Consider the following 26,522-nt stretch of genomic DNA (forward strand, 5'->3'; position numbering starts at 1 on the left):
AAGCAGGTTTTCAGTACACTGCCCCCAGAAGGCTGAAACCACTTGAATCACTACAAAGGATTTCGATCTCTACTGTTACTCGGCTTACTCTATGCAGCTCAGGCCCTTGCTCGCACAGAACAGGCCACCTTCTCGGCAACACCAGAAGCTGTGTCGGCCTCCATACAAAACTCCGCCGGCACCACTGCAGATCCTGCATCGCTCTTCCGCCAGGGCATGCAGGCCATGCAAAACGGCCAACTTGGCGCCGCTGAAGAGGACTTTCGACGAGTTATTGCTCTGGACCCTCAATCGAGTGCGGCCCACGTCAATCTAGGCGTCGCCTATATGCGGGAGCGGCGGTGGGATGATGCTCTGGTCGAACTACATCAAGCGGAATTGCTCGCACCTAATGTGCCCGGTATTCCACTGAACATCGGCCTTGCCCACTATCGCAAGAACGACTTCGACGGGGCCATCGAACCGTTTTCCGAAGCCTTGCAGCGTGCGCCCGATTCGCTTCAGGCACGGTATTTGCTGGGGCTCTGCTATTTCTTTACGAATAAGTACAAGGAAGCCAGCGATACCCTCACGCCGTTGTGGGAGCAAGAGTCCACGAATCTGAACTACCTCTATGTTCTGAGCATAGCGGCCAGTAAATCGTCCAACCCTCTGCTTCAAAAGAAAGCCTTCGATCAGATGCTGGCGATTGGCCAGAACACGCCGGAGTTCCATTTATATGTTGGGAAGGCATGGTTGGCCGAAGACAATACCGAAAAAGCCCTGGAAGAGTTCCGCGCCGCTGCAGCCGCGCGCTCCGACCTTCCTCTGGTGCACTATTTTTTGGGGCGCACCTACCTGGAGCAGCATGCTTATCCTCAAGCTGAGACGGAATTACAAAAAGACGCAGCCCTCGAACCGGACTTCGCCTATGACTACGAAGACCTCGGCATTTTGTACGCCCAACTCCATCAGCCCGAAAAAGCTGAACGCAGTTTCCGCCAAGCTATCGAACATAACAGCACGCTCGTAAACTCTTACTTCGGTCTCGCCAAGTTATACCGGGATGCCGCCCGCTACCCAGAAGCATTGGAGATGCTGGATCATGCCGAAGCCCTGGCCCCGCAAAGCGCAAGCGTGCATTACGCCCGAGGCAAAGTTTTGACCCGCCTAGGCCAGTCCGCGAAGGCCCATCAGGAATTCGACACGGCTGCGCAGTTGCTGAAATCGTTCAACGATCGCCTGCAACAAGACCCCTCTGGTGACCGGTCCGCTGACGCGCAGGATGCTGCGCAACAGTAGCTGCTGTAGAGTATGCATCGCAGAAGGATTTCTATCGTGTCACGAAGATCGACTCGCCAATCAACAAGTAGCAAAACGGTGCGCCGATTCTTCCATACGCAACTTCTACAGAGCGCGCTCCAACAACTTGCTTTACACTCGGCAACAGCTATCGCAGATTTTATAATCGTAAGGGGTCGCGTCGTTTGCTCACTCAAAACCACTACACGAAGCGCATCACCCTCGCCGATATTGCACGCGTCAGCGGCTTCTCTATCTCCACCGTTTCCCTCGTGCTCAACGAAGCGCCGCTCTCCCGTTATGTTGCCGCCAGCACCAAAGAGCATATCCGCGCTGTCGCCAGCAAACTTGGCTACCGTCCAGACGCGGCTGCCCGCTCACTGCGCAGCCGCCGAAGCCACACCATCGGCATCATGGTCTCCGACATCTCCGATCCGTTCTGCACGCTCATCCTGCAAGGCATCGAGAAGGCGCTCCATCCGACGACCTACCTGCCAATCATCATGATCGCCCACAACCAGCGCAAGCAGTTTGGGCGCCATCTTGAGATGTTAATGGAGCGCCGGGTCGAGGGGCTGATCCTTGTCGCCAACTGGCTCTTCGGCGAATTCGACCAGCTCGCCGACTTTCGGAAGAGCCAAATCCCCATGGTAGGTGTGGGCCGCGACCTCACCGCAAGCCGTGTCCGCTCCCTACAGGTAGACAACGAGGCTGGAGGATACGCCGCTGCGCAGCATCTTTATGATCTTGGCCATCGTAAGATCGCTGTTCTCATTGGCCCTTCCGAACTAGCCGACAGTGATCGCCGCTGGAACGGAATCCTGCGCTTCGCGGCTGAAGTCGGGCTACCGATCGCGCCTGAACTCGTCGGACGACTTTCGGCAGCCGACGATCCAACCTCCGAGTTCGAGGAAGGTTATCGTCTCATCTCGGCGATGATTGAACAGGGATTCGAGTTCACTGCCGTCATCGCCTTCGACGATCTCACGGGCCTGGGCGCAATTCGTGCGCTGCGCCAGGCGGGACGGTACATACCCGAGGACTGTTCCGTCATCGGGTTCGACGATATTCCCCACGCCGCCGTGAATACACCTGGCCTCACCACGATCCGCCAACCGATGGAGCAAATGGGAAGCATGGCCGCCAAGTGGGTGCTCGACTCGCTCGCTGATACAAAGCCGTCCCATACCGCGGTGGGGCCTTCTTCCCTCTCCGGCACTCTCCACTTGTTGCCTCCAGAGCTGGTCATCCGCCAATCGACGGCGAGACGCCCTGTGGATATGCGGGCTGCTCCAGTTCCGCGCTTGTCTGTTGCGGCTCAAGGGCGTACACGAAGAAAAAAGTGATAACGCAGCTTTCTGTTTCGACGTCTGGTCGAGATAATTTATCTGATTGCAATTTATATTCAAACGTTCTAATATTCGTTCGTCGTCCATATCAATAGCTGAAAATGCGACTTCCCCAGTCGTCCATTTGCATTCGATATCTTGCTCGTACCTCGCCGAATTGAATCGCAAATGCAGACACAGGAAAGATCTCTGGAGGTACTGAAGAGCATGACTCTGCGAACGCGCACAACGAACTGCCTTATCCATCGGAGCCGTCTAATCATTCTGGGTGTCTGGCTTGCCGCATCCCATGGGCCAGCACGCGCCGCGGCAAGCAATCCGCTCTCTGAGGTCCTGCTCAAATCGGGTTGGGCGGTTCAGTCAGATTGCAAGGTCCACGGCGTGGGTGCAGAGCTCTCCATGCCGAATGCGCGAACCGAGGGTTGGTATCCCGCAAGCGTTCCTGCAACGGTGCTCGCCGTACAGGTTGCGGCAGGCGAATTCAGAGATCCTTTTGTAGGTACAAATCTGCGTTCGATTCCGGGAACGTCTTACCCTCTGGGAGAAAACTTCTCGAACCTTGACATGCCAGCAGACAGCCCCTACCGCTGTGGCTGGTGGTATCGCAAGACTTTCCACGTTGCTGCCACCGAACGAGGAAAGACGATCTGGCTGCACTTCGGCGGCATCAACTACCGTGCCGACATCTGGCTGAACGGCCGGAAGATCGCAGACTCCGATCAGGTGCAAGGGGCCTATCGTACGTACGAGTTCGACGTCACCAAAGCCATAAAGCCAGGTGAAGAAAATGTGCTGGCCGTGGAGACATTTGCACCCACTCCGACCGATCTGGGCATCAACTGGGTCGACTGGAATCCGTGCCCTCCCGATAAAGACATGGGTCTCTGGGGGGCCCTCTCTCTGAGGACAAGCGGTCCTGTTGCGGTACGTTCCCCAATGGCAACGACCCACTTCAAGGATGCCTCCTTGCAGACGGCGGAGCTTACCGTCCGCGCCGAAGTTAACAACGCGACGGACCATCCGGTTGAAGGTCGTCTCGAAGGAACGGTCGCTGGCATACCCATCTCGCAGCCCGTGCGTCTGGCTGCGGGAGAAGAGAGGACGATCTCGTTTGCCCCTAGCGACTTTCCACAACTACGAATCGAACACCCTCAGGTATGGTGGCCCGTCGACCAGGGGGCGCATCCGCTCCAGACCCTGACCCTCCGCTTCGTTCTGAATGGCTCGGTTTCCGATGAGCAGACTAGCCGCTTCGGCATCCGCGAGGTTAACTCCGAGCTGACTGCAAAGGGGTACCGCTTGTTTCGCGTCAACCAGCGGCCCATTCTCATTCGTGGTGCAGGCTGGTCGCAGGATATGTTGCTGCGTCAACAGCCCGAGCGTCTGGCCGAAGAGTTTCGCATGGTGCATGACATGCACCTGAATACGATCCGACTGGAAGGCAAGATGGAGACCGACGAGTTCTTTCACCTGGCCGATGAGCAAGGTTTTCTGGTGATCGCGGGCTGGTGTTGCTGCGATCATTGGGAGCACTGGGACAAGTGGACCCCCGATACCTTGAACGTCGCTACGGCTTCGCTGACGTCTCAGATCCTGCGCATCCGCAGCCATCCCAGCTTGATTGCGTGGTTCAACGGAAGCGACAATCCCCCGCCCGCGAACGTCGAGACAGCCTACCTGAAAGTTCTCGAGCAGACGAATTGGCCAAATGCCATCGTGTCGTCGGCCAGCGCAGCACCAACTACCGTGAGCGGACCGAGTGGCGTCAAGATGACTGGCCCGTACGATTTTGTCGCGCCTTCCTACTGGCTCGTCGATACCAAGTATGGCGGGGCCTATGGGTTCAACACCGAGACCAGCCCCGGACCGGCAATTCCCTCCCTGCAGAGTCTGAAGAAGATGTTGCCGCCTGATCATCAGTGGCCGCAGGACGCAGTGTGGGGGTATCACGCGGGCGGCGAAGGCTTCCAGGATATTCACGTCTTCAACGACGCCATGTCCGCAACTTATGGCGAAGCAAAGACTGCCGCGCGCTATAACCAGGTTGCCCAGTCGATGGCCTTCGATGGCGAGCGCGCCATGTTCGAGGCCTATGGCCGCAACAAGTACAACGCAACCGGCGTTATTCAATGGATGCTCAACAATGCATGGCCTTCAAGCATCTGGCATCTCTATGACTACTACCTCGATGCTGCGGGGGGATACTACGGGACGAAGAAGGCATGCGAGTTTTTGCATGTGCAGTACTCCTATGATGATCACAGCGTCTATGTCGTCAACAGCATTTATAAGGCTGCGCCAGGTCTAACCGCGGTTGCTCATGTGTATGACATCAACTTGAAGGAGCTATTCAACAAATCCACCCCTCTGGATGTCGGCCCCGATAGCTCGACCAAAGCATTCGACATCCCGCAGGAGGTCTTCCAGACTTCCTCCACCGTGTACTTTGTTCAACTCGAGTTGAAGAACGCGAAGGATATGGTTGAGAGCAGAAACTTCTACTGGGTGCCGGCTAAGTTGACGGAGTTCGACTGGGCAAAGACTACCTACACGCACACCCCGGCGAAGATATCGGAAGACATGACAGCTCTGCAGAGCCTGGCTCCTTCGCGCATCATAGCGACCGCTCGAAGCGCAGGGACGATGGTTCATCTGCACGTCTCGAATCCGTCGAAGGCGCTGGCCTTTCAAGTCGCGGCTGAGCTTGATGATGCTCAAGGGGCGAAGCTGCCACGTATTACCTGGAGCGATAACTACATCGAACTGATGCCCGGCGAAGAGCGTGACTTGACTGCACTGTTGCCGTCCGACATCCTCTCCCGTGTCGAGTCAGGATTGAAGGTGAAGATAGAAGGGTGGAATGTGGAGCCGGTAACCATCAGCTCTAAGGTTACTCCCGAGAAGTCCGGATCGCCTTTGTTGGTCACAAAGGCGACGCAAGATCAATAAAGGGTAAAGAGCATGATGCCAACGGAGCTGCACCATGATGGACAGACGGTCACCTTGAAGCGGAGTCTGCGCTATCGCGACCTCATCCTCTACGGCATCATCCTGATTCAACCGACGGCGCCGATGCCGGTCTTTGGTGTCATCTATCAGGAGTCGCGCGGTCACGTTGTGATGGCAATTCTGTTCGCGCTGATTGCCATGCTGTTCACAGCGTACAGCTACGGCCGCATGGCGCGCGCCTATCCCAAGGGCGGTTCTGCGTTCACCTACGTAGGCGAAGAGTTGCATCCGGCTCTCGGCTATATGACCGGCTGGTGCATGGCCATGGACTACATCCTCAACCCATTGATCTGCACGATCTGGAGCAGTAAAGCCGCAATCAACTTCATCCCAGAAGTTCCTTACATCCTCTGGGTGCTTTTCTTCGCTGGACTTTTCACCATCCTCAACCTACGAGGCGTCGAAACCTCGGCGCGCATCAACTCTGCTGTTGCAGCGGGGTTAGGCGTTGTGATCATTCTCTTCGTGGTCGCTGCCGTGCGATACATCTTCCATCTGCATACGTCGTCAGTCGCGTTTTATACAAACCCTGTCTACGATAGAAGCACCTTCTCTGCTCACGCTGTCTTTCGTGGCACCTCGATCGCAGTGCTCACTTACATTGGCTTCGACGGCATCTCTACCCTGAGCGATGAGGCGCACGATCCAGGCCGGACTATTCCGCGCGCCATCATTCTCACCTGCCTCATCACCGGTGTTCTGGCCTCCATCGAGGTCTATCTGGCACAACTGGTGTGGCCACGCGGCGTCGCCTTCCCTGATCTTGACACCGCCTATGTAGCGATCGCGCAGCGCGCCGGAGGCCCTTTTCTATTCGCGTTGATGAACGGTGCGCTACTGATCGCTACCATCGGTTCCGGCATGGCGTCACAATTAGGAGCGGCACGGCTCTTGTTCGCAATGGGGCAAGACGGAGCTTTGCCGCGCAGATTCTTCGGAGCGCTCAACCCGGTCCGTCGCATCCCGCAGAACAATGTCCTGCTGATCGGCGCGATCGTCTTGGTAGGCGCGCTCGCTATGAGCTACCAACTAGGGACCGAGCTGCTGAACTACGGCGCTCTCCTGGCCTTCATGGGGGTGAACGTCGCATCTGCGGTACTAGCCTATCGCGCCTATCGTGCCGATGGTACGAACCCATTGTTCCCCATTGTGCTTTCTCTCTCCGGTTTCGTAGTGTGCTTCTTTTTGTGGCTTAATCTCGGCGCAACGGCGCGATGGGCAGGAACCGTCTGGGCTACGCTGGGTGTCGCTTTATGGCTACTTCGCAGACAGCAGATGACCGGAGGCACGCAGCTCCGCACGCGCTCATGAGCGATCGGATCTCAAAATCGGCAGGACGAAATAGCCTGGGAGGCAAGTTGGCACAGTTCGATATAACCTTGGCCGGCGAGATCACAATGGACTTGCTGATGTACGGTTTGCCTGAAGAGCTTTCCGTCGAGCGAGAGTTTCTAGCCACCAGCATGGCTCTGACATTAGGCGGTTCCTCCGCCATCACCGCACACAATCTCGCTATCCTGGGCAGTCGCATCGGCTTCATCCCACAGCTTGGTGCCGATCCCTTCACGGATCTTTGTCTGCAACCTCTTCTCCGTGCAGGCGTAGACCTGTCGCGTGCCGTCGCTCCGAAAGCAGAGATCGGCACCGGCCTGACCGTGCTGCTACAACATGAACACAGCCGCCGCGCCCTTACCTACTCGGGCACAATCTCCGGTCTCCGCTATGAGGATCTCGACCTCGCCTATCTTGCCTCTGGCAGACACTTTCACCTGTCCTCGTTCTTCCTCCAACGCGGACTACGCGACGATGTGCCAAAGCTTCTGGCCACAATGCGCCAGGCTGGCCTGACTACCTCGCTCGATACCAATGACGATCCGGAGAACTCCTGGGAGGGTCCGATCGCAGAGACCCTCGCCCATCTCGATATCCTGATGCCCAACGAACGAGAGGCGTGCCGACTGGCAAATGAGTCCAATCTGGAAGACGCGATTGACAAGCTGTCCGAGATGATTCCTATGCTGGTCATTAAACGTGGAGCCGCAGGTGCATTGGTTAGCCATCGAGGACTACGTTATGAAGCCCCCGGGCATATCACAGGGGTCGTCGATGTCATAGGCGCCGGCGACAGTTTTAACGCCGGGTTTCTACACGCGTTCGTCCACGGCGCCGGGGTAAGGGACTGCCTAGCGCTGGGCAATGCGTGCGGGGCCTACTCCACAACAGCAATCGGAGGGACCCAGGCGTTTTCCGTGCCACATCGCATGCAACGATTTCTTGAAGGCCTCGGCGTTGCGACCGAGATCGTTTCACGATGAAAGACGGACGATCGCAATAGCAGATGAATATTGAAGTGTCTTAGGCGACGGCCGGATGCACAAAATAGCGCCAGCTATTGTCGCGATTCTGCAAGCAATACAGTCTCCTTGTCTCGTCAGATGAGATCATTCTTTTCACCTCGCCTGACGCTTCCGTTACGCGCTCCATTCGCTGAAAATCAGGCTGCCGCTGCGCAAGTTGGACGACGGAAGAGGGTGAGTGTAATCTTTTGCCAGCAGAAGGAGATCCCATGTTGCGTCGTGAATTCGTGCGCGCTGTCGTCTCGGTAGGACTTCTACCGAAGGCACTGCTTGCTCAGCAGACAGCGAATCCTGAACCGCCACCCCCCGCTCCCGTACCGTGGTCACTGGGGCTGAATCCCAAGACGCCACTGCCTGTCACTGAAACTGCCGAAGGGATTGCGGAGATTGAGGCGAACTTTTTTACTCCTGCTCAACTTGCGACATTTACACGGCTATGTGACTTCCTGCTGCCGCCGCTCGGCGATAAGCCGGGCGCGCTCCAGGCAGGGACACCCCTGTTCCTCGACTTCCTGATCGGTAGCTCCCCCGAAGCCCGCAAGCAGGTATACAGCGGCGGCCTGAACTGGCTCGACGCAGAGGCAAAGACCAGGTACAAGCTTCCTTTCGCGCAGTTGAACGCGACTCAGGCGGATGCTCTCATCAAGCCCTGGCTGCGTACCTGGATGACGGACCATCCACCGACTGAACTGCACGCGGACTTCATCAACATCGCACACGAAGACATCCGGACTGCGACGATGAACTCGAAGGCCTGGGACGACGTCAGCGCGGCAGCCGGGCAAGACTGGGTGACGGGTGGACTCTACTGGTCTCCTGTCGAGCCGGATATGGCCGGCCTAGGCGCAACTTCCACGCACCTGCCTCCACACGTGATGGCTGTCCCCAAAGCCGCACACACGATGCCTTCCTATCCGCGTTAGTAGTGAGTAACTCAAAGACAATGACAGACACAACCTTCGATGTACTAATTATCGGGTCGGGGCACTCTGGCGGCATGGCGGCCAAGATCCTTACCGAAAAGGGCATCCGATGCCTGATGCTGAACGCGGGCCCGGTGGCCGACGTAGCCAGAGATGCACAGCGCAAGCCCGCGTACGATCTTCCGTATCGCGGCTTCAAACCACCGGGGCGGCTGGAGCATGTCTTCCAGGCGAACGAGTTCAACGCAAATGTCTGGGTGGACGAAGAGGAGGTTCCATACACATTCGATCCCGCGAATCCGTACAACTGGGTGCGGGTGCGGCTATTCGGCGGACGGTCGCTCTTCTGGTCGCGCCAGTCGTTCCGATTGAGCGACTACGAGTTCAAGGGCAAGTCGCATGATGGCTTTGGCGAAGATTGGCCTATCAGCCTCGCCGACCTGTCACCGTACTATTCGCGCGTGGAAGAGATCTTCCAGGTGGCGGGTGCGCAGGATGGTCCGCCGCAGATGCCAAATGGCAACTTTATTCCTGTCGACGACACATGGTCAGGGTCGATGCAGAGATTTATCAAGGCTTCGCAGGCGTACAACATGCCGGTCTGCAAGCAACGCAGGGCGCAAGGCCGCGATGGCCTGGCGAGCTCGGTGAATCTTCTGCTGCCGGATGCGGAGCGAACCGGCAAGCTGACCTCAATCGCCAATGCGGTAGTGAGGCAGATTACGGTCGATAAGAATACCGGCCAACCGAATGGGTGCTACTTTGTTGATCGACTCTCGCGCCGGGAGATGCATGTGAAGGCCCGCGTGATTGTGTTGGCCACGGGGACGCTTGAGAGCACGCGCCTGCTGTTGACCTCAAATCTCGGCAACTCGAGCGGCGTTATGGGGCACTACCTGATGGACCAGATCTACGGACCAGGAGTGACCTGCTCGGTACCTGAAGCGCGCAATGGTAATGCAACGCAACAACTGATGAGTGGCTCAGCAATCGTGCCGCGCTTCCGCAACATTACAACGAAGTATGACAAGTTCTTACGCGGCTACGCGTTGAATCTAACCAGCCACATGGGTGGGGTCGACCCGCGCAACTTCGCGGCGTATGGCGCGGAGCTGCAGCAGAAGCTGCACGAATACAACGGCAGTGCCTTCTATATCACCGTCATGGGAGAGGTGCTCGGACGTTATGAGAACCACGTCCGCATCGATAAGGAGAAGGTGGACGCGTGGGGTATTCCCGTGCTTCGTATCGAGACCAAGTACACCGACAACGAGTTCAACATGGCGAAGGATGCGGTCGAAGTTAGCTGCTCGGTGGCAGATGCGGCTGGATTCGAAGTGCTCTCGAAGAATATCGTTCCCAACCCGCCGGGGTATAGTATCCATGAAGTCGGTACCTGTCGCATGGGCGACGATCCGAAGAAGAGCGTGCTGAACAAGTGGTGCCAGAGCCACGAGCATAAGAATCTATTCGTTGTCGATGGAGCGAGCTTTGTGAGTGCCGGTTGGCAGAACCCGACGATGACTATCCTGGCGCTCTCGATGCGCGCCTCAGAGTATCTCGCCGGCGAGATGAACACGCGAAATATTTAGAAGGAGACACATCGCGCTTTTCGCGAATGCAGTCGCGGCGGTTTCCGTCGGACTTAACACGTTTCTGCCATCTTCGAAGTGAGCCTCTGGATCAACAGGTCAACACAAGCGCATCTGTGTGTGCTAATCCGACCTTCCATTCGCGGGCTGTAGAGGTTGAGGCCAGGATCAAAATAAATCCTGGCCTCAACCTCTACGCCCTACTTCCACTCCCAGACTTTGGAGGTTGTGTTGCCGGAGGCATCGACATCGTATTCAAAGGCCCCGCAGCTATTGTTGATCTGCGCGAGCTTCTGTGATGTCGTCTGGAAGAACAACATACCGCGGTAGCTGACGGAGCCACCTGGCCCAAATTTTCCCAGGCCCGTTCCTGTCCAGGTGATAGCCTCACCATCCTGCGTCATGCTGAGCCCTTGGCCATGACCATAGATGGAGCCGTCAGCACGGACGATCGACGTATAGCTTCCCATGCCGGTGGTGGGAACACCGAGCATCTGGCCGCTATCTTCGAATGACACTTCTGCGGTTGGCGGGTCGATGGAAAGCACTCGTCTGACAAGTCTCTTGCCCTTTGTTTCGCCTATTTGTTGTCCAATCATGATAGATCTCCTCTTTACTTGACTTTGAATTGCCTGTCGCTGGGGAGGGCGCAATTGTAGTCCCCGAAACAGCTAACCGCCGAAAGAGTATGCCGATGATCGGATACCGCTGCTCAGTTATGGTCACCTTACCCGTCTCCTCTTTGCACTAGACTGATCGGGGAGCCTGAACGAAAGTTGATTGAGCAAATACAAGTACAGTTAGCTTCGGCGCATCGTAAGGTGTTTCTCTATCTTGCGATTGCAAGCGTGGGCGCATCCTTATCCTCAGCTGCCGTGTCGGCACAGGAAGTCTCGAGCGTCGCCGTAACTCGCATGCAGCATCTAAGCCACGGCATCAACACCAGTCGGTGGTTCGCGCAGTCGCCCGACAACTACACGGTCGAACGTCTACGGAGCTTTACGACGACCGACGACATCGTTCTGATCAGGAAGCTGGGGTTTGACCACATCCGAATTAGCATCGATGCAGAGCCCCTGCTCGACTGGCAGCACAACCTTCCCCAGGCTACGCCGTTCATGGCGGAGCTGGACCATGTCGTGCAGGTGGCACTTGAACAGAAGTTGGCGGTCATCATCGATCTACATCCGGAGAGCCACTACAAACAGCAACTTCTCCAAGCAACCGAACCAGTAGAGCGCTTCGGCATGCTCTGGCAGAACGTTGCAAAGCACTTCAGCTCCATGGATCCGAACCTTGTCTTCTTTGAGATCATGAACGAGCCCGAGCAGTCCGATCCGTATCGGTGGCAGGGGATCGAGAGCTTCGTCGCCGGCCAGATCCGCACAGTTGCACCGCAGCATACGATCATCGCAAGCGGAGCGAGATGGTCGGGACTGGAAGATTTGATGATGCTCGAGCCAATTCCGTATGACAACGTCATCTATACCTTCCACGACTACGAGCCATTTGCCTTCACCCACCAGGGCGCGACCTGGACCGATCCTGCCGTGCAACCGTTGCGCAGGGTTCCGTACCCTTCCACGCCGGAAAACGTAGAAAAAAACGTGCAGCAGGAGCCCACATTGGCGGGCCAGCTCTTTGTAAAGCAATATGGCCTGGCGCGATGGGGCGCGCAGCGTGTGGATGCCACGATCGACTTCGCCGAGCGTTGGTCGAAGCTGCACCATGCTCCCGTGTACTGTGGCGAGTTCGGCGTGCATCGTCCATTCGCTGATGAAGCCATGCGCGCGCACTGGCTACGTGACATGCGTACCGCACTCGAAAAGCATCACATCGGCTGGGCCATGTGGGACTATCAGGACAACTTCGGCGTCGTGACGAAAAAGAACGGAACCACCATACCCGACCCTCTAATCCTCGACGCGCTCGGCCTCAGCCCTGCAAAGTAAACTCCCCCTAACCCTTCTGCAACGACCTCGCCGGCATGATTCGCGCAGTAGAGTTCCGTGACATCGATGCCGGACTCACCTGTATCGCCGCTTTCGGATCGGATGCCTGGGATCGCTTCTCCCAGAGCCTACGGTATCACCGGCAGCCTAGTGGAAAGGAGCGTATTGTTGCGTAACTCTCAGGCTCCGGCTTCACGGTGAGGACAAGAAAGAACCAGCCAAGGACGCCGCCAGAAAGATCGCCTTCGCCGAAGACCGCGCCATCTTTAGTGGCTATCGCGAAGCGAACATCCAGGGCGTTCGCGAAGGCACCAGCAATCCAGTCATGACTCTTCCTGCCGACGTCCGAAACTACCCTGATGCCGTTGCTCAGGCACTGAGCCAACTACGTCTGGTAGGTGTAAACGGTCCCTACTCCATTCTGCTTGGAGCCAACGCCTATACAGAACTCGCGGAGACCCGCGATCAAGGGCATCCCGTTCTCGAACACGTCAAACGCCTCGTCGACGGCAATATTATCTGGGCGCCAGCCATAGAGGGCGCCTTTGTGTTGACCACACGCGGCGGCGACTTCGAGCTCAACATCGGACAGGATGTCTCTATTGGCTATCTCAGTCACACCACGCTGCCGTTCGGCTCTACCTCCAGGAGACCTTTACGTTCCGTCTCCTGAACGAGCGAGGCATCGGTCGTCCTCGCACCTTCCGAGAAGCCTTAGGCAAGCGCCTGTGGCACTGCCTCTTCCCATCTTCCCTGCGCCTTCAAGATAAGCTCCACCACTTCACGCGCGGTGCCACGTCCTGCATGTCGGCGCGTCGTGAAGTGACAGATCGCCCTCAACTCAGGCGCTCCATCGGCCACGCACACAGCCAACCCGGCTCGCTGCGCCAGCGGAATGTCCGGCAGATCGTCGCCCATATAGGCAACTTCCTCTTCGGTCACGCCCGCCTTTCGCATGCACTCCTCAAACGCCTCGGTCTTCTTCGCCTGTCCCAGATAGACAAAAGTGACCTTCAATTCTTTGGCGCGCCGGGCAACGGCAGGTGAAGACCGACCGGTGATGAACCCTGTCTGAATCCCCATCGTGTGCGCGAGCGACAGGCCTTGCCCGTCTTGCGCATTGAACACCTTCATCTCAGAGACGACAGGATCTCCTGACCCATCAGAGGCAGTCGTCGAGATCAGACAGACGCCGCCATCGGTCAGAGTACCATCAACATCCATCAGAAACAGTTTGATCTTACGGGCACGGGCCAGCACGTCTGGAGAAGCAAGGAAAGCCAGGGCGGTGTCAGACATAAAATGATTCTAATGCAGTCCCCAAAGCCAAACTGAGTCCCTAATGGACTCTCTACGAGAGTGTTCCGTACTGAAGCCGCCTGTAACACCCGATCAACAGAGAGCTTGGTAATCTGTCACAATGACAACCCGACACCATGCTGCTCACTTCCTGGCAGTGGCACTCATTCTGAAAACCGCTTCTATGACGGCACAATCTGGCTCGACAAGTGTTGATCTTCCCACGAGCAAGGAGATGCTACAGCCGGTCCCGGGCAATCCGCAGAGGCTCAATGGACTTCCGCTCTCGATGGCTATCTCGCCGGATCGACGATTTGTCATCACAGTCAACGCGGGATATGGAACCTTCGAGTCCGGGTACAAACAGTCGCTCGCGGTAATGGATACTCAGACCGGAGTGGTGGAAGACTTTCCAGACGATAGAACCCCGATAAAGGCCAGACAGACGCTCTATTCAGGTCTGGCCTTCAGCCGAGATGGCAGACACGTGTACGCGAGCATGGGGTCCGAAACCGATCCCCTCGGCACCGGGAAAGATGACACCGGTAGCGGCATCGCAGTCTATGGTTTCAACGCAGGAAAAATCTCACAGGAACGAATGATCAAGATCCCTCTGCAGCAACTGGCCGCGGGCCGGAGGACGCTGCTGACCGGCAGCACCGCCGCGGATAAAGGCATACCGTTTCCTGCCGCAATCGCGGTAATAGGTCCCTCTGGCTCAGAAAAACTTTTAGTGGCGGATAATCTGTCAGACGACGTACTACTGATGGACCCAGCTTCGGGTACTATCCTTACTCGGTTCGATCTCGCGGAAAATGATGCAGTCCCTTCGACCTACCCTGTCGCACTCAGCGTCTCAAAAGATGAAACCCGAGCGTTTGTGGCACTGTGGAATGCAAGCGAGATTGTAGAACTGGATTTGAAGAATGGGACCGTTGGCCGAAAGCTTGCGCTGCTAAAGCCAGACGGTACGACCGCAGCCGGAACTCATCCCTGTGCGCTCGAGATGTCCGCCGATGGCCGAACCATGTACGTTGCGTTAGCGAACCGCGATGCAGTTGCCGCAGTCAATATAGATGGCCGCCAATTCTCGATAAAAGGTTACTTCGACACTCGACTGCCGCACCAGACCTACTTCGGGGCAGAGCCCGAGGCGCTGGCTTTGTCTTCCGATGGTTCAAGGCTCTACGTAGCGAACGCGATCACCGACGCCATCGCAGTGTTTGACACCAGAAAACTGTCGGCCAAGGCAGCGAAGGTTGGGATGGTCGAACCTTTAGGCTTTGTACCAACGGAGTGGATGCCGATGTCAATCGGGCTCATCGACGAAAAGCTCTACGTTGCAACTGCCAAAGGCAAAGGAACGGGACCAAACAACTTCCCGCAGCGACAACTCGACGGGACACAAACAAAGGCGGCATCTTCCAGCTACATCGCAACGCTCCTTTATGGATCTCTTGCAGTGTTGGACACGCAGTCCATGGAGAGAGAACTTCCTAAGTGGACGGCCAAAGTAGTTGAGTCGAATCGGATGAAGGCGGCCGAAGAAAAGATCCAGTTTGCAGGCAGCCGGCAGGATCGCATCAAACATGTCATTTACATCATTAAAGAAAATCGCACCTACGATCAGATCTTTGGAGATCTCAGACAAAACGGGAAGGCCGTCGGCAACGGGGACTCAAGACTGACGATGTACGGCTCAGAGATCACGCCGAATCAGCACAAACTCGCTCTACAGTTTGGAGTGCTGGATAACTTCTACGACTCCGGCGAAGTGTCGGGCGACGGCCACGTGTGGTCAACCGCCGGCATCGGCACAGACTATCTCGAGAAGACATGGCAGCAGAGCTACCGAGGAGATGAGCGGACCTACGACTTTGAAGGCGTAGTTGCCGAGGGTTATCCTCTCCTGCAAAAAATTCCCGATATCAATGAACCCAAAAGCGGATATCTGTGGGGAAACCTCGCGCGTCAAAACAAAACTTACTACCACTTTGGCGAATACATCTCGTCCACATTCTGTGATGCCAAAAAAACAGTAAGCCCTCAGGAAGGACCGCAACTGGAGGGAGCGAAGTGCCAAAAGCCCTCGGTTATGTCTGGAGAGACGCTGCCGGCTGAGTGGGGTGGCTGCGTGAATAAGTGGCCATGGCCCATCCCGCTCCTGGCGACAAACATCGCAACCAAGCCGGAGTTAGTCGGGCACTTTGCGGTCGAGCAACCAGATTTCAATCTAAGGATCCCAGATCAGATCCGGGTTAATGTCTTCATGAAGCATTTTGAAAGATGGGTCGCCGACCGCGAAGCAGGCAACGACGACATGCCGAACTTCATCCTGCTTCGACTTGGAAATGACCACACAGCAGGAACAACGCCCGGTGGACCCACCCCTAAGTCTTCGATCGCCGATAACGATCTGGCCGTAGGCCGCGCAGTCGACGCGGTATCCCATTCTGCCTATTGGGACGACACGGCATTTTTCATTCTGGAAGACGACGCGCAGGCCGGTGCGGATCATGTGGATGCGCACCGCAGTCTGGCTCTGGTTGTCAGCAAATACTCCCCGAAGGCGGCGAATGGACAAGCCTTCGTTGACAGTCGCTTCTACTCGACGGTCAGCGTTCTGCGTACAATGGAGATCCTCCTGGGCCTTCCGCCGATGAACAACAACGATGCGTTCAGCTCCATGATGGGGTCATTGTTCACCGGAGATGGGAGTCAGCCGCCATTCTCCGCCGATTACAGAAATCGCGATAATGCCCTCATCTACACCGCAAATACGAAGACCGCACCAGGAGCGAAGGCGTCTCAGAGAATGGACTTCCGTCACGCAGATCATGCAGATACACAAAAGCTAAATGTGATCCTCTGGAAGGACGCCATGGGAGACGCCCCGATACCGGCACTCCTGAACGCCCGCCCCAAGAAGCAGAAGAATGACGATGACGACTAATAGCAAGTTATTTGGCCTGATCACGAAGGTGCAAGTATCCTTCTCGAGCACAAAGAACAGTGAAATTCCGAAGTTGTGATCACTTTCAAATTCGTTTTTGGAAGCTCCTAAGCTTGTCGCGAGCCATCTATTTACTTCTTGCAGTTCGTCGCGCAGCCTTTGATTTAGCCGCTCTCGTCTGCCGCTCTCCGTCGGCCAACTGAACCTTATGCGCCGTAACAATGGCTCCAATCAACCCTGGAAAGCGCTTGTCAATCTCCGCGCAACGAGACGTGTTGTGCATCTCAACCCCTTGGCGCTCCCCCCGAATCAACCCAGCTTCGCGAAGTATCTTGAAGTGCTGTGAAAGCGTCGACTTCGGTATTGGTTTCTCGCTGATATTCGAAAACGCCACGCAATTATGCGAGCAATTCTGTCCAACAATATCGGCATAGATCGCCACACGCACAGGGTCAGACAAAGCATGAAGGATCGCTTCAACCGTCACGTCCTGGACCGAGGGGTGGAATAAAGGCCTCATGTACACCACCATAGTCCCTTAAAAGGAATTGTTCAATAGTACATAAATCCCGAACTAATGAATCCTTCAGCTACCGAACCCCATCTACTCACCAGCAGTCGGAACCTGCGACCGCAGGCAGTGCAAATCTCAAGTTTCTAAAGCAACTCAAAGAGGAACCAGTCATGAGCAAGCTAAAGGGTAAAGTCGCAGTCGTCACCGGCGCATCCAAGGGTATCGGAGCCGCCATCGCCAAGTCGCTCGCCTCCGAAGGTGCATCCGTGGTCGTCAACTACGCCTCCAGCAAGTCTGGTGCAGACACCGTCGTATCCGCCATCACCGCAGCCGGAGGCAAAGCCGTCGCCGTCGGTGGTGATGTCTCCAAGGCCACAGAAGCGCAGGGCATCATCGACGCAGCCGTCAAGAACTACGGACGCCTCGACATCCTCGTCAATAACTCCGGTGTCTACGAGTTCTCCCCCCTCGAAGCAGTAACCGAAGAGCAGTTCCACAAGATCTTCAACATCAACGTACTCGGCGTTCTACTCACCACGCAAGCAGCGGTCAAGCATCTCGGCGAAGGGGCCAGCATCATCAACATCGGCTCTGGCGTCAGCAGCATCACCCCTCCCAACAGCGCCGTCTACACGGGCACCAAGGGCGCTCTCGACGCCATCACCGGCGTCCTCGCAAAGGAACTTGGCCCACGTAAGATCCGCGTCAACTCCGTCAACCCCGGCATCGTCGATACCGAAGGCACGCAATCCGCAGGCTTCATCGGATCCGACTTCGAGAAAGCACTCGTCGCGCAAACTCCCCTCGGTCGCGCGGGCCGCGTCGACGACATCGCCTCCGTCGTAACCTTCTTTGCATCCGACGACGCAAAGTGGATCACCGGCGAGCGCGTCATCACCGGCGGCGGCCTCCGCTAACCTCACACAAAGCCCACTCAACGCTAGCGTCATCATGAGTTTTGAGTGGGCTCGCATCCCGACTTTAGCGAACGCCAGCAGCAAAAATGCGAAAGGAAGAATTTACATGGGCAAACTCGATGGAAAAGTAGCAGTCATCACCGCCGCAACGTCAGGCATGGCACTCGCCACCGCTAAGCTGTTCGTAAAAGAAGGCGCATATGTCTTCATCACCGGCCGTCGCCAGGACAAACTCGATGAAGCCGTCAAGGCAATCGGCAAGAATGTGACAGGCGTGCAGGGCGACGCCGCAAACCTCGCTGACCTCGATCGCTTGTACGAAACCGTAAAAAAAGAAAAAGGAAAGATCGATGTCCTCTTCGCGAGTGCGGGCCAGGGCGAGTTCGCCAAGATCGGCGAGGTCACCGAAGAACACTTTGACAAAACATTCAACCTCAATGTACGCGGCACGCTCTTCACCGTGCAGAAGGCACTCCCGCTCTTCAACGACGGCGGCTCCATCTTCATGAACGGTTCCATCGCCAGCATTAAGGGCTTCCCTGCCTTCGGCGTCTACAGCGCCAGCAAAGCCGCGGTACGATCCTTTGCGCGCACGTGGCTCAACGACCTCAAGGACCGCAAGATCCGCGTCAACGTCCTCAGCCCAGGAACCATCGACACTCCCATTCTCGATCCGCTCGGTCCTGACGCGAAGGAATACTTCAAGACCCTCATCCCGCGTGGTGAGATCGGTCGCCCCGAAGAGATCGCAACCGTTGCGCTCTTTCTCGCCTCTGACGATTCCAGTTTCGTCAATGGCATCGAGCTATTCGTAGATGGCGGAACTGCACAGATCTAACGCAACAACACATAGCTGAAGACGAACTGAGTTCGCCACGCTGCCGACGCATAAAGCGGCGTGGCACCCTCGGTTCAGGCACAGAAGTAGAGATCATCCATGATTGAATGCATCGTTATTTTGGCTTTTTCCATAAGAGAGGTACTACAGCATGAACACAGAAGCTTCGCTCATCGACTCGGCCCTCCGCGGGTGGAAGGCAAACGTTGACCGTACAACGAAACTTTTCAGCGCTCTAACAGAGATGCAGCTTCTCGATCAGGTGGCTCCCGGAAAGAACAGGCATATCTATCTCTGGGGTCATCTGACGGCCAGCAGCGACGCGCTCTTTCCTCTGTTGGGGTTAGGCGAGAGACTGCATCCGGAACTCGATTCGATCTTTATCTTCAATCCCGACGGGCACTCCCAGAATCTTCCCTCGGGAGCAGACCTGAAGCGAATCTGGAATGAAGTCAACGATGCCCTATGGACAGCGTTCTCGAACTTGTCAGCCTCAGACTGGGCACAAAGACACACCGCCATCTCCGAAGAAGACTTCAAGCTCGAACCTCATCGCAACCGCTTCACCATCCTGCTCGGCAGAACAGCACATCTCGCATATCACTTCGGCCAGGCAAAGCTAGCGCAGCAAGATAACTCCAAACGATAGGCCCAAACGAACACTCAATGCGCAGCGAAACTACCTTCATCCATGGTGAAGCGGAGACGTCCAGCGTTGACGCTCACCCGCAGATGACGATACTTCGCTAGGTAGTAGACGCCGACAATTGCTGCAGCAAACCCTGAAGCATCGCCAATGCCAAGCGCCCAACGCGGCCCAAATCTATCAGCGACCCAGCCGACCATCGGCGCGCCGATGGGTGTGCCCCCGAAGACCACAGCGAGAAAGATGGCCAACACACGTCCACGCATCGCGGGCTCGGTTGAGAGTTGCACCAAGCTGTTCGTCGAGGTAGTGAAAGTTTGCGCAGACACCCCGATAACGATAAGGGCGGGGCCAAAGAGCCAGAAGTTAGGCATGATCGCCGCCAGTGCCAAGCCGACCCCGAAGACCGCCGCACCTGCTAGCAATGGAGTCATGTTAGGTCTTTCTCGTCTCGCGGCGAGAAGCGCGCCGGCAACCGATCCAATCGCCATAGTCGACGTCAAGAGCCCGTACAGGCTCGCTTCAGCATGGAAGACGGTGACGGCATGGTTGAGATAAAGATCGGGAAGTTGATTCCGAACGTACCAATCAAAAAGAGCATAAGAAAAATAGCCTTTAGATCGGGCCGCTTCCAAACGTAACGAAACCCTTCGATGAGGCTCCCACGTTTGCGGACGGCTCTCGCCTCGCGATGAAGTTCCCCCACGCGAAGAAGGCTCAGCGAGCAAAGCACGGCGACAAAAGAAGCCGCATTGATAAGGAACACCCACCCGGAGCCCACGGCTGCGATAAGAATGCCTGCGATGGCAGGACCGATCGTCCGCGCAGCATTAAATGAGGTCGAATTTAGCCCCACTGCATTCGGCAAATCAGCCTCTCCCACCAACTCCGAGACGAAGCTCTGGCGCGTCGGCGAATCGAACGCAGTCACCCAACCCAGCAGAAACGCAAATACATATACATGCCACAACTGAATGATCCCAGCAACAGTGAGAATCCCCAGTCCCAGGGCCAGCGTTCCCATCGTCGCCTGAGTCGCGATCAGGAGCTTTCGCCGGTCGAGATGATCCGCGGCAAAACCAGTCAGCGGCAATAAGAGCACCTGCGGTCCGAACTGGAGCGCCATGACCACACCGACAGCGGTCGCATAGTGGTGGGTCAACTGCGTGAGGACGATCCAATCCTGCGCGGTGCGCTGCATCCACGTTCCCACGTTAGAGATCAGCGCCCCGCCAGCCCACACTCGATAGTTGAAGCTATCCAGCGAACGGAAGGTGCCTTTCACCGGACTGCTCATGAGTTCCCAGGAGAGTTGCCGCCGTGGAACCGTCCGAAGCTGCGCGCCATGATCATGCTCATCAGAAGAACGCCCGATCCCAACGAAACAACATGATCAGTAGATCGCAAACTGAAGCTGCCGACACGGCATATCAGAACATAACTAACCACCAGGTTTAAAAACCCCCAAAGCACGTTCACGGTAGAAGAAGAAAGCCCTTGACCAGGCGGTTTAGCAAATGGGCTCTGAAAGGGACGCCCCATCACACCGCTCACAAAATGCGGAATAGCGTTTGTGAGAAAAACACCACCAAACATGTACGCTGCTGGGTGACTCCATTCCATCCGTCAAGCCCTCCTCTTTCGTTAAAAACCCACGGTCACGCGCGGATGCTGTCGAGGCATCCAAGAAGCTCCTGAGTCGTGCCCGTTTCGCCAAGACGTGGGAAGATTCGCATGATGCTGTTGGTATGAGCATCGAGGTTCATATCTGTCATAGCGTCAACGGCGACGGTGACATTAAAGCCGCACTCGTGCGCCTGGCGAGCAGTTGACTCAACACCAGAGCTGGTTGCGATGCCGACGATGACAACCTGCGGACGCCCTGCTTCTTCAGGTGTTCCTCAAGGCCAGTACCCGTAAACGCTTCCCACGTTGGCTTCGTTACGGCATGTTCCTCAGGCTGCTGATCCAACTCAGGAACCAGATCGGTCCATACGGCAGGAAACTCACGAACCCTCGGAGCCTGTTCCGTGCGACGAGGTGCTCCGGCAGAGACGTTGACGAGCACTACCGGCAGATCATACCGACGGAAGGCGCCTGCTAACGCGCTGGCTTGCTTCACGACCTCTCCCACCGGATGCGCGGTAGGCATCGCAACGATGCCGTTCTGCAGGTCGATGATAACTGGAGCAGTCTTCGGGTCAAGCGACGTTATTGCCATCTTGTTCTCCTTCTGTTGATTCAGATTACCGTTAGGATCAACCAGCATGAGTGCTCGATCGAGGACTGAGAGGAGATCGATATATACCTAAAACATGAGGATACCCTCAATTTCTTCTCAGAGTTAGAATATGAGCATGTCCTCAACAATGTCAAGCCCAAGGCGGGCTCCCCAGCAGGAGCGGGGCGAACGGCGCGTCGCACAATTGCTCGATGCCGCTGCGTCTTTGTTGGCTGAAGTTGGCTACGACGCCGCCACCATGACAGAGATCGCCGACCGAGCCAATGCATCCATCGGAACGGTCTATCAGTACTTTCCCAACCTGCCTGCCATAGTCCTGGCACTTCGGAGCCAATACGTCGCAGAGATGGAAGAGCGCTGGGCGCACCTCAATGAGGAGACTGTGGCGGAGATGTCGGCCGAGCAAATAGCCCATCGGTTTGTTGAGCTGACGACAGGTTTCGTAGAGGACCACCCGGCCTACTTCGCAATCCTCGACGCTCCTGTGAAATACAAACGTAGCCAGGAGGCAAGAAACCGGTTACGGGAGCGAATCGCTAAGGTATTCCGAAGCAAAAAACCTGCCATTTCGCAGGAAGTGGCATTCCGAATGGCGAACGTCGCTCTAGGCATCATCAAGAGCATGAACAAGCTCTATGCAGAAACCAACTCGAAAGAGCGAGAAGAATTGGTCAAGGAATACAAGGTCGCTCTCGCAGCCTATTTAAATTCGCGCCTGGCCCCATCTCATAAAGATCGAATGCGGAAGTGAATTCCCAGGAAGTGAATCCCGAGACTCAACCAGCTATTGCATCTTCGCGGCTCGATGACGAGTTTGAGTGACCCACGCCCCTCAAATTAGGCCCCATACTCGTAATCAGGTGGAACCTCCCGTTTATTCGACGTGCGCTTGGAGCCCTAGCTGAATCGCGTCCGCCGCCAAAGACTCAATCCCCCAACAAGAAGACTAACCAGCAGCACCGCGCTCAGAATCACAACCCAGCCAAGGTTCATCCTCAGCGGTGGAACCATCGCGCGAACCCCCAGCGTGACAAAAACTGCAGTGGCCGTCAGCACGATGAGGTAATCCCACCACCGACGCCGCCCGCCTCTCCCGCCAAACTCATCTCCCGCCTGCGCCATCATCGTTCGCTGATAGTCCAAGCCGTATCGATTGCACTCTCGCAGAACCGCCTCATTCGTTGAGCTTTGCTCCTTCGCTGAAGCAACCGCCGTGCTGATCGCAAGTGCACCAAGGATCATAAGGACGGACCCTCCAATGACCATCCACCGTGTGTGCCGATCAACCTTCGCCAACTCGCCAAACACCAGCGCACCCCACGCAAGTCCCCAAAGCTGATTCGTATTCGAGAGCGGGATCCCGCGCCCAATCCCCAGATACTTCGCCGCAAACTGCTGGAACAGATCGCCCACCACCCAGACGAACCCTCCCAGAAAAAGCCAGAACAAAACCCCCGGCATATGGAACAGTTGAAACGCAGACGAGTGCACCCCGCCGTCCAGAGCCAGCGTCAACGCCAACACCGTCCCCAGTTCTCCTACCGTAAACACCGTCACAAACGACAGCGGATTCATCCCACTCAGATAAGCCTTGCGATACGGAACATACATCGTCCCCCACATCAAACTCGCGCCCAACGCCGCAACAATTCCGCGAAGAGCATGACTCCCCACTGCCCCGCCGTGGATCGTGCTGAAGCCCAGCATCACTGCAGCAATCACGATCGCAATCGCGCCCAGCACCACCTTTGTAGTATTCCTGCCGCTCGCCCCCTCCAACTCACGAAACAGAACTCGTCCCCAGAACAATCCAATCAGCGAGTTCGCATTCCACATCGGAAACGCCACTGCCAACCCAACATCCCGAATCGCAAAGACGGTCAGAGTATTGGCAACCGCCCACAGCGCGCCTGCCAGCAGCGCCCAGACAATCAGATGCTTCCTCTCCGAAAGATCCTCGAAGACATAGCCCGTCCCCTTCAGCAGCGTAGGAAAGGTCCACCGCGCCGTGAACACCCCAGCGACCATACACAGCGAGATGGCAAACGGCGAGAACCCTGCATTCACAAGCTTCGTGGGAGCCTCCGCGGCCCCCAGCCAAACACCCGCCGTCAATCCGCAGACGACGCCCAAACCATGCAGAGACAATCCCTTTCGTCTTACCCCCTCTAAAGCAAGTGCCATTCCACTCCCTCGATACTTTCTTTCAACCCTGCCGCGCTTGCCGTCTAGTGCAACGCCGCCAGCAAAGCAATCCCCAGCACAAGCACACAGAGCGGCACCAGGAAGTGGCTATCCGTAGCAATCATCCTTATCCTTTTTCCGAAATCCAAATCACCCTCCACGATCTTGTCCATACTAAGTGGTTTCGTCCTCCATTAAACTTCGCTACATTGGAGTGCATGCTTCTGAGGCAGATCCTCGCAATCCCGCTACTCCCCGTCGCTCTCATCCTCGCCGGTTTCACGATGCCGCCCGCATTCGCATCTGTCGAATCCTCCACAGCACCCGCCGAAGGTGTGCTTCAGCGTCTCATGCCTCACCTCGCGCCACAGCTTCAACTGGCTCTCGTCCCGAAACCCGATCACAAAGACTACTTCCGCATCACCGGCACACGAGGCCACATTCGCGTCGAAGCCGCCACGCAACCAACCCTGCTCTACGGCGTCAACTGGTATCTGAAGTATGTGGCCCACCTGCAGATTTCGCCAAACGGCTCTCAACTCGGCTCTCCCAACCTCACTCTCCCCGCACCCGACGCACCCATCGAGAGACCCGCACTCTACCCCTGGCGCTACGCCCTGAACGAAAACGTCGACGGCTACTCCGCTCCCTACTGGGACCAGCAGCGTTGGCAACATGAGATCGACCTCCTCGCCCTCAGCGGCACCAACGCCATCCTCATCGAGCGCGGCATGGATCTCGTCCTCTACCAGACCTTCCGCGACGCCGGCTACTCCGACGAGGCCATCCGCAATTGGATCGTCCAGCCAGCCCACCAGAACTGGCAGCTCATGGGCAACATGTGCTGTTTCCAGGGCCCGATCTCAAAGGAGCTTCTCGAGAAGCGATCGCATTCCGCACAACAACTTATCGCAACCCTCCGCAGCCTCGACATCACGCCCGTCCTGCCCGGCTACTACGGCATCGTCCCCGCAGACTTCGCCACACTTCACCCCGGCGCACACGTCATCACGCAAGGCGACTGGAACGGATTCACTCGTCCCGGCTGGCTCGATCCCCGCGATCCAAACTTCGACAAACTAGCGACATCTTTCTACCGCCATCAGCACGCCCTCTATGGCGATTCAGCGATCTACGACATGGAGATATTCCAGGAGGGTGGAGCAGCCGGCGACGTCCCTATCCCCGCAGCCGCAAAAAAAGTACAGCAAGCCCTGCTGCGCGACCACCCCGACGCACTGTGGATGCTGCTTGGATGGCAGCAGAACCCAACCCAGGAGCTCCTCTCCTCCCTCGACACCAGCCACGTCCTCATAGCCGAGATCGAGCAGGGCCGCATCCCCCGAGACGACCGTGACCGCGAGTTTCGCAGCGCATCCTGGCTCTACGGCGGCCTGTGGGAGTTCGGCGGACGCACCACCATGGGAGCGCCCGTCTACGACTACGCAGTTCGCCTCCCGAAGATGGCCGCGCTCCCCGGCAGCCGCATCGTCGGCACCGCCGTCTTCACCGAAGGCATGGACACCAACCCCTTCGCCTTCGACCTCTACACCGAGATGGCCTGGCACGCTGATCCAGTCGATTTGACCCAATGGACCAACGCCTACGCCACCCGTCGATACGGCGCAGATGACCCACACGCTCGTCAAGCCTGGCAGATCCTCTTGAAAACGGCCTACGGCTATCGAGCCGACGGCAATACACAGCACGGAGAACGCGACGCCTCACAAGACTCCGTCTTCAACTCTCAACCATCCCTGACCGCAACCCGCGCCGCAACCTGGTCCCCCGACGTCCTGCGCTACAACCCAGCCGACTTCGCGCCCACCCTCACCGAACTTCTCGAAGTCGACCCCGCACTACGCTCCACCGAAACCTACCGCTACGACCTGGTCGACGTGGCCCGGCAGACCATGGCCAACGAAAGCCGCCGTCTTTTGCCGTTGATAAAACAGGCCTACGACTCCAAAGACAAAATCGCCTTCGCCACTCTCACGAAGGAGTGGCTTCGCGACATGGAGCTACAAGACCAGCTCCTCCAGACCAGCCCATTCTTCCTCCTCGGCAGATGGCTCTCCTACGTCCCAGCCTGGGCCTCCTCACCCACAGAGCTCAACCGTCTCAACTACGACGCCCGCTCCATCCTCACCACCTGGGGCGACCGCAAAGCCAGCGAGTACGGCCTTCACGAGTACGGCAACCGCGACTGGGCCGGCCTAACCCGCGACTACTACATGGTCCGCTGGCAGATGTACTTCGACTCGATCTCCACCGCGCTCGACACCGGCGAAGCTCCAAAAGCCATCGATTGGTATGCCTTTGGCGACCAGTGGAATCACAGCCAGAAAGCTTACGACGCCACACCGCACGGCGACTCATACGATGCTGCCCTGGCCATCGCACATACACTTCACCTAGCTCCCAATCAACAATCCGAGGCACACCAGTAAACTATGACCGGTAAAC

Annotated in this window: 22 protein-coding genes and 2 pseudogenes; 15 read left to right on the top strand and 9 right to left on the bottom strand. The window is 56.8% G+C overall.

The genetic code is table 11. The features are described from left to right. Positions 1-42 precede the first annotated feature (42 nt). From HDF10_RS16510 to HDF10_RS16540, 7 genes are all read left to right on the top strand, one after another. The gene (locus HDF10_RS16510; RefSeq protein WP_183815327.1) at positions 43-1,281 is read left to right on the top strand and encodes a tetratricopeptide repeat protein; all 1,239 of its coding nucleotides are present in this window, start codon (positions 43-45) and stop codon (positions 1,279-1,281) included. A 185-nt stretch (positions 1,282-1,466) separates the two neighbouring features. Next, positions 1,467-2,627 (top strand): LacI family DNA-binding transcriptional regulator, encoded by a 1,161-nt coding sequence (locus HDF10_RS16515; RefSeq protein ID WP_183815329.1) that lies wholly within the window; start codon positions 1,467-1,469, stop codon positions 2,625-2,627. Between the two features lie 210 nt (positions 2,628-2,837). Next, a complete protein-coding gene (locus tag HDF10_RS16520; RefSeq protein ID WP_183815331.1) occupies positions 2,838-5,579 on the top strand; it encodes a glycoside hydrolase family 2 protein in 2,742 nt (913 codons plus the stop codon). Positions 5,580-5,591: 12 nt separating this feature from the next. Continuing rightward, positions 5,592-6,950 carry an APC family permease gene (locus tag HDF10_RS16525; RefSeq protein ID WP_260177957.1) on the top strand — a complete coding sequence of 453 codons (1,359 nt, stop codon included), beginning with the start codon at positions 5,592-5,594 and terminating at the stop codon, positions 6,948-6,950. A 47-nt stretch (positions 6,951-6,997) separates the two neighbouring features. After that, positions 6,998-7,954, top strand: coding sequence for a carbohydrate kinase family protein (locus HDF10_RS16530; protein ID WP_260177958.1), 957 nt, complete (start codon positions 6,998-7,000; stop codon positions 7,952-7,954). A gap of 251 nt (positions 7,955-8,205) precedes the next feature. Next, positions 8,206-8,919: a gluconate 2-dehydrogenase subunit 3 family protein gene (locus tag HDF10_RS16535; RefSeq protein WP_183815335.1), complete on the top strand. Its 714-nt coding sequence runs from the start codon at positions 8,206-8,208 to the stop codon at positions 8,917-8,919. Positions 8,920-8,939: 20 nt separating this feature from the next. Next, positions 8,940-10,511 (top strand): GMC oxidoreductase, encoded by a 1,572-nt coding sequence (locus HDF10_RS16540; RefSeq protein ID WP_183815337.1) that lies wholly within the window; start codon positions 8,940-8,942, stop codon positions 10,509-10,511. A 200-nt stretch (positions 10,512-10,711) separates the two neighbouring features. Here HDF10_RS16540 and HDF10_RS16545 read toward each other — a convergent pair whose 3' ends face one another. Beyond that, positions 10,712-11,110: a hypothetical protein gene (locus HDF10_RS16545; protein WP_183815339.1), complete on the bottom strand. Its 399-nt coding sequence runs from the start codon at positions 11,108-11,110 to the stop codon at positions 10,712-10,714. Between the two features lie 315 nt (positions 11,111-11,425). Between HDF10_RS16545 and HDF10_RS16550 the strand changes: the two genes are divergently transcribed. Both HDF10_RS16550 and HDF10_RS16555 read left to right on the top strand, forming a co-directional pair. Continuing rightward, positions 11,426-12,463 carry a glycoside hydrolase family 5 protein gene (locus HDF10_RS16550; RefSeq protein ID WP_183815341.1) on the top strand — a complete coding sequence of 346 codons (1,038 nt, stop codon included), beginning with the start codon at positions 11,426-11,428 and terminating at the stop codon, positions 12,461-12,463. Between the two features lie 223 nt (positions 12,464-12,686). Beyond that, positions 12,687-13,136, top strand: a pseudogene (locus tag HDF10_RS16555) (family 1 encapsulin nanocompartment shell protein); the annotation flags it as partial. A gap of 41 nt (positions 13,137-13,177) precedes the next feature. Here the strand turns inward: HDF10_RS16555 and HDF10_RS16560 are convergent. Further along, positions 13,178-13,762, bottom strand: coding sequence for a KdsC family phosphatase (locus HDF10_RS16560; RefSeq protein ID WP_183815342.1), 585 nt, complete (start codon positions 13,760-13,762; stop codon positions 13,178-13,180). 235 nt (positions 13,763-13,997) lie between these two features. On the opposite strand from HDF10_RS16560, the gene HDF10_RS16565 reads away from it, so the two are divergent. Further along, positions 13,998-16,715 (top strand): bifunctional YncE family protein/alkaline phosphatase family protein, encoded by a 2,718-nt coding sequence (locus HDF10_RS16565; protein WP_260177959.1) that lies wholly within the window; start codon positions 13,998-14,000, stop codon positions 16,713-16,715. Between the two features lie 127 nt (positions 16,716-16,842). Here HDF10_RS16565 and HDF10_RS16570 read toward each other — a convergent pair whose 3' ends face one another. Next, the gene (locus HDF10_RS16570) at positions 16,843-17,235 is read right to left on the bottom strand and encodes an ArsR/SmtB family transcription factor (protein ID WP_183815346.1); all 393 of its coding nucleotides are present in this window, start codon (positions 17,233-17,235) and stop codon (positions 16,843-16,845) included. A 164-nt stretch (positions 17,236-17,399) separates the two neighbouring features. Between HDF10_RS16570 and HDF10_RS16575 the strand changes: the two genes are divergently transcribed. The 3 genes from HDF10_RS16575 to HDF10_RS16585 all read left to right on the top strand — a co-directional run bounded on the left by HDF10_RS16575 (position 17,400) and on the right by HDF10_RS16585 (position 19,633). Beyond that, complete coding sequence (locus tag HDF10_RS16575) at positions 17,400-18,146, top strand: glucose 1-dehydrogenase (protein WP_183815348.1); 747 nt, start codon at positions 17,400-17,402, stop codon at positions 18,144-18,146. A 106-nt stretch (positions 18,147-18,252) separates the two neighbouring features. Beyond that, a complete protein-coding gene (locus HDF10_RS16580) occupies positions 18,253-18,984 on the top strand; it encodes an SDR family NAD(P)-dependent oxidoreductase (protein ID WP_183815350.1) in 732 nt (243 codons plus the stop codon). A gap of 151 nt (positions 18,985-19,135) precedes the next feature. Then, the gene (locus HDF10_RS16585) at positions 19,136-19,633 is read left to right on the top strand and encodes a DinB family protein (protein ID WP_183815352.1); all 498 of its coding nucleotides are present in this window, start codon (positions 19,136-19,138) and stop codon (positions 19,631-19,633) included. Between the two features lie 14 nt (positions 19,634-19,647). On the opposite strand, the gene HDF10_RS21005 is transcribed toward HDF10_RS16585, so the two are convergent. From HDF10_RS21005 to HDF10_RS16600, 4 genes and pseudogenes are all read right to left on the bottom strand, one after another. Beyond that, on the bottom strand, positions 19,648-20,145 hold the full coding sequence (locus tag HDF10_RS21005; RefSeq protein ID WP_406706660.1) for an MFS transporter: 498 nt from the start codon (positions 20,143-20,145) through the stop codon (positions 19,648-19,650). After that, entirely contained in the window at positions 20,130-20,927 is a 798-nt protein-coding gene (locus tag HDF10_RS21010) for an MFS transporter (RefSeq protein WP_260177961.1), read from the bottom strand. The genes HDF10_RS21005 and HDF10_RS21010 overlap by 16 nt, the downstream gene beginning before the upstream one ends. Further along, positions 20,924-21,253: a hypothetical protein gene (locus tag HDF10_RS16595; RefSeq protein ID WP_183815354.1), complete on the bottom strand. Its 330-nt coding sequence runs from the start codon at positions 21,251-21,253 to the stop codon at positions 20,924-20,926. Before HDF10_RS16595 ends, HDF10_RS21010 begins: the two co-directional genes overlap by 4 nt. Positions 21,254-21,288: 35 nt before the next feature. Continuing rightward, positions 21,289-21,899 (bottom strand): annotated as a pseudogene (locus HDF10_RS16600) (isochorismatase family protein). Between the two features lie 88 nt (positions 21,900-21,987). On the opposite strand from HDF10_RS16600, the gene HDF10_RS16605 reads away from it, so the two are divergent. After that, entirely contained in the window at positions 21,988-22,623 is a 636-nt protein-coding gene (locus HDF10_RS16605; RefSeq protein ID WP_183815356.1) for a TetR/AcrR family transcriptional regulator, read from the top strand. Between the two features lie 146 nt (positions 22,624-22,769). On the opposite strand, the gene HDF10_RS16610 is transcribed toward HDF10_RS16605, so the two are convergent. Next, positions 22,770-24,056, bottom strand: a complete 1,287-nt coding sequence (locus HDF10_RS16610; protein ID WP_183815358.1) for a GRP family sugar transporter — start codon at positions 24,054-24,056, stop codon at positions 22,770-22,772. A 44-nt stretch (positions 24,057-24,100) separates the two neighbouring features. Further along, positions 24,101-24,229, bottom strand: a complete 129-nt coding sequence (locus tag HDF10_RS21020; protein ID WP_260177962.1) for a hypothetical protein — start codon at positions 24,227-24,229, stop codon at positions 24,101-24,103. Between the two features lie 45 nt (positions 24,230-24,274). Here HDF10_RS21020 and HDF10_RS16615 point away from each other — a divergent pair, with 45 nt between their 5' ends. After that, positions 24,275-26,506: an alpha-N-acetylglucosaminidase gene (locus HDF10_RS16615; RefSeq protein ID WP_183815360.1), complete on the top strand. Its 2,232-nt coding sequence runs from the start codon at positions 24,275-24,277 to the stop codon at positions 26,504-26,506. Positions 26,507-26,522: the final 16 nt, after the last annotated feature.

The sequence above is a fragment of the Tunturiibacter empetritectus genome (genome assembly GCF_014201375.1).
In the GTDB taxonomy this organism is placed as follows: domain Bacteria; phylum Acidobacteriota; class Terriglobia; order Terriglobales; family Acidobacteriaceae; genus Edaphobacter; species Edaphobacter lichenicola_D.

Excerpts from the sequence above, each read along its gene's own strand:
- HDF10_RS16520 (WP_183815331.1), top strand. The coding sequence starts at position 2,838 with ATGACTCTGCGAACGCGCACAACGAACTGCCTTATCCATCGGAGCCGT.
- HDF10_RS16525 (WP_260177957.1), top strand. The coding sequence starts at position 5,592 with ATGATGCCAACGGAGCTGCACCATGATGGACAGACGGTCACCTTGAAG.
- HDF10_RS16535 (WP_183815335.1), top strand. The coding sequence starts at position 8,206 with ATGTTGCGTCGTGAATTCGTGCGCGCTGTCGTCTCGGTAGGACTTCTA.
- HDF10_RS16540 (WP_183815337.1), top strand. The coding sequence starts at position 8,940 with ATGACAGACACAACCTTCGATGTACTAATTATCGGGTCGGGGCACTCT.
- HDF10_RS16545 (WP_183815339.1), bottom strand. The coding sequence starts at position 11,110 with ATGATTGGACAACAAATAGGCGAAACAAAGGGCAAGAGACTTGTCAGA.
- HDF10_RS16550 (WP_183815341.1), top strand. The coding sequence starts at position 11,426 with ATGCAGCATCTAAGCCACGGCATCAACACCAGTCGGTGGTTCGCGCAG.
- HDF10_RS16560 (WP_183815342.1), bottom strand. The coding sequence starts at position 13,762 with ATGTCTGACACCGCCCTGGCTTTCCTTGCTTCTCCAGACGTGCTGGCC.
- HDF10_RS16565 (WP_260177959.1), top strand. The coding sequence starts at position 13,998 with ATGCTACAGCCGGTCCCGGGCAATCCGCAGAGGCTCAATGGACTTCCG.
- HDF10_RS16570 (WP_183815346.1), bottom strand. The coding sequence starts at position 17,235 with ATGAGGCCTTTATTCCACCCCTCGGTCCAGGACGTGACGGTTGAAGCG.
- HDF10_RS16575 (WP_183815348.1), top strand. The coding sequence starts at position 17,400 with ATGAGCAAGCTAAAGGGTAAAGTCGCAGTCGTCACCGGCGCATCCAAG.
- HDF10_RS16580 (WP_183815350.1), top strand. The coding sequence starts at position 18,253 with ATGGGCAAACTCGATGGAAAAGTAGCAGTCATCACCGCCGCAACGTCA.
- HDF10_RS16585 (WP_183815352.1), top strand. The coding sequence starts at position 19,136 with ATGAACACAGAAGCTTCGCTCATCGACTCGGCCCTCCGCGGGTGGAAG.
- HDF10_RS21010 (WP_260177961.1), bottom strand. The coding sequence starts at position 20,927 with ATGAGCAGTCCGGTGAAAGGCACCTTCCGTTCGCTGGATAGCTTCAAC.
- HDF10_RS16595 (WP_183815354.1), bottom strand. The coding sequence starts at position 21,253 with ATGGAATGGAGTCACCCAGCAGCGTACATGTTTGGTGGTGTTTTTCTC.
- HDF10_RS16605 (WP_183815356.1), top strand. The coding sequence starts at position 21,988 with ATGTCCTCAACAATGTCAAGCCCAAGGCGGGCTCCCCAGCAGGAGCGG.
- HDF10_RS16610 (WP_183815358.1), bottom strand. The coding sequence starts at position 24,056 with ATGGCACTTGCTTTAGAGGGGGTAAGACGAAAGGGATTGTCTCTGCAT.
- HDF10_RS21020 (WP_260177962.1), bottom strand. The coding sequence starts at position 24,229 with ATGGACAAGATCGTGGAGGGTGATTTGGATTTCGGAAAAAGGATAAGG.
- HDF10_RS16615 (WP_183815360.1), top strand. The coding sequence starts at position 24,275 with ATGCTTCTGAGGCAGATCCTCGCAATCCCGCTACTCCCCGTCGCTCTC.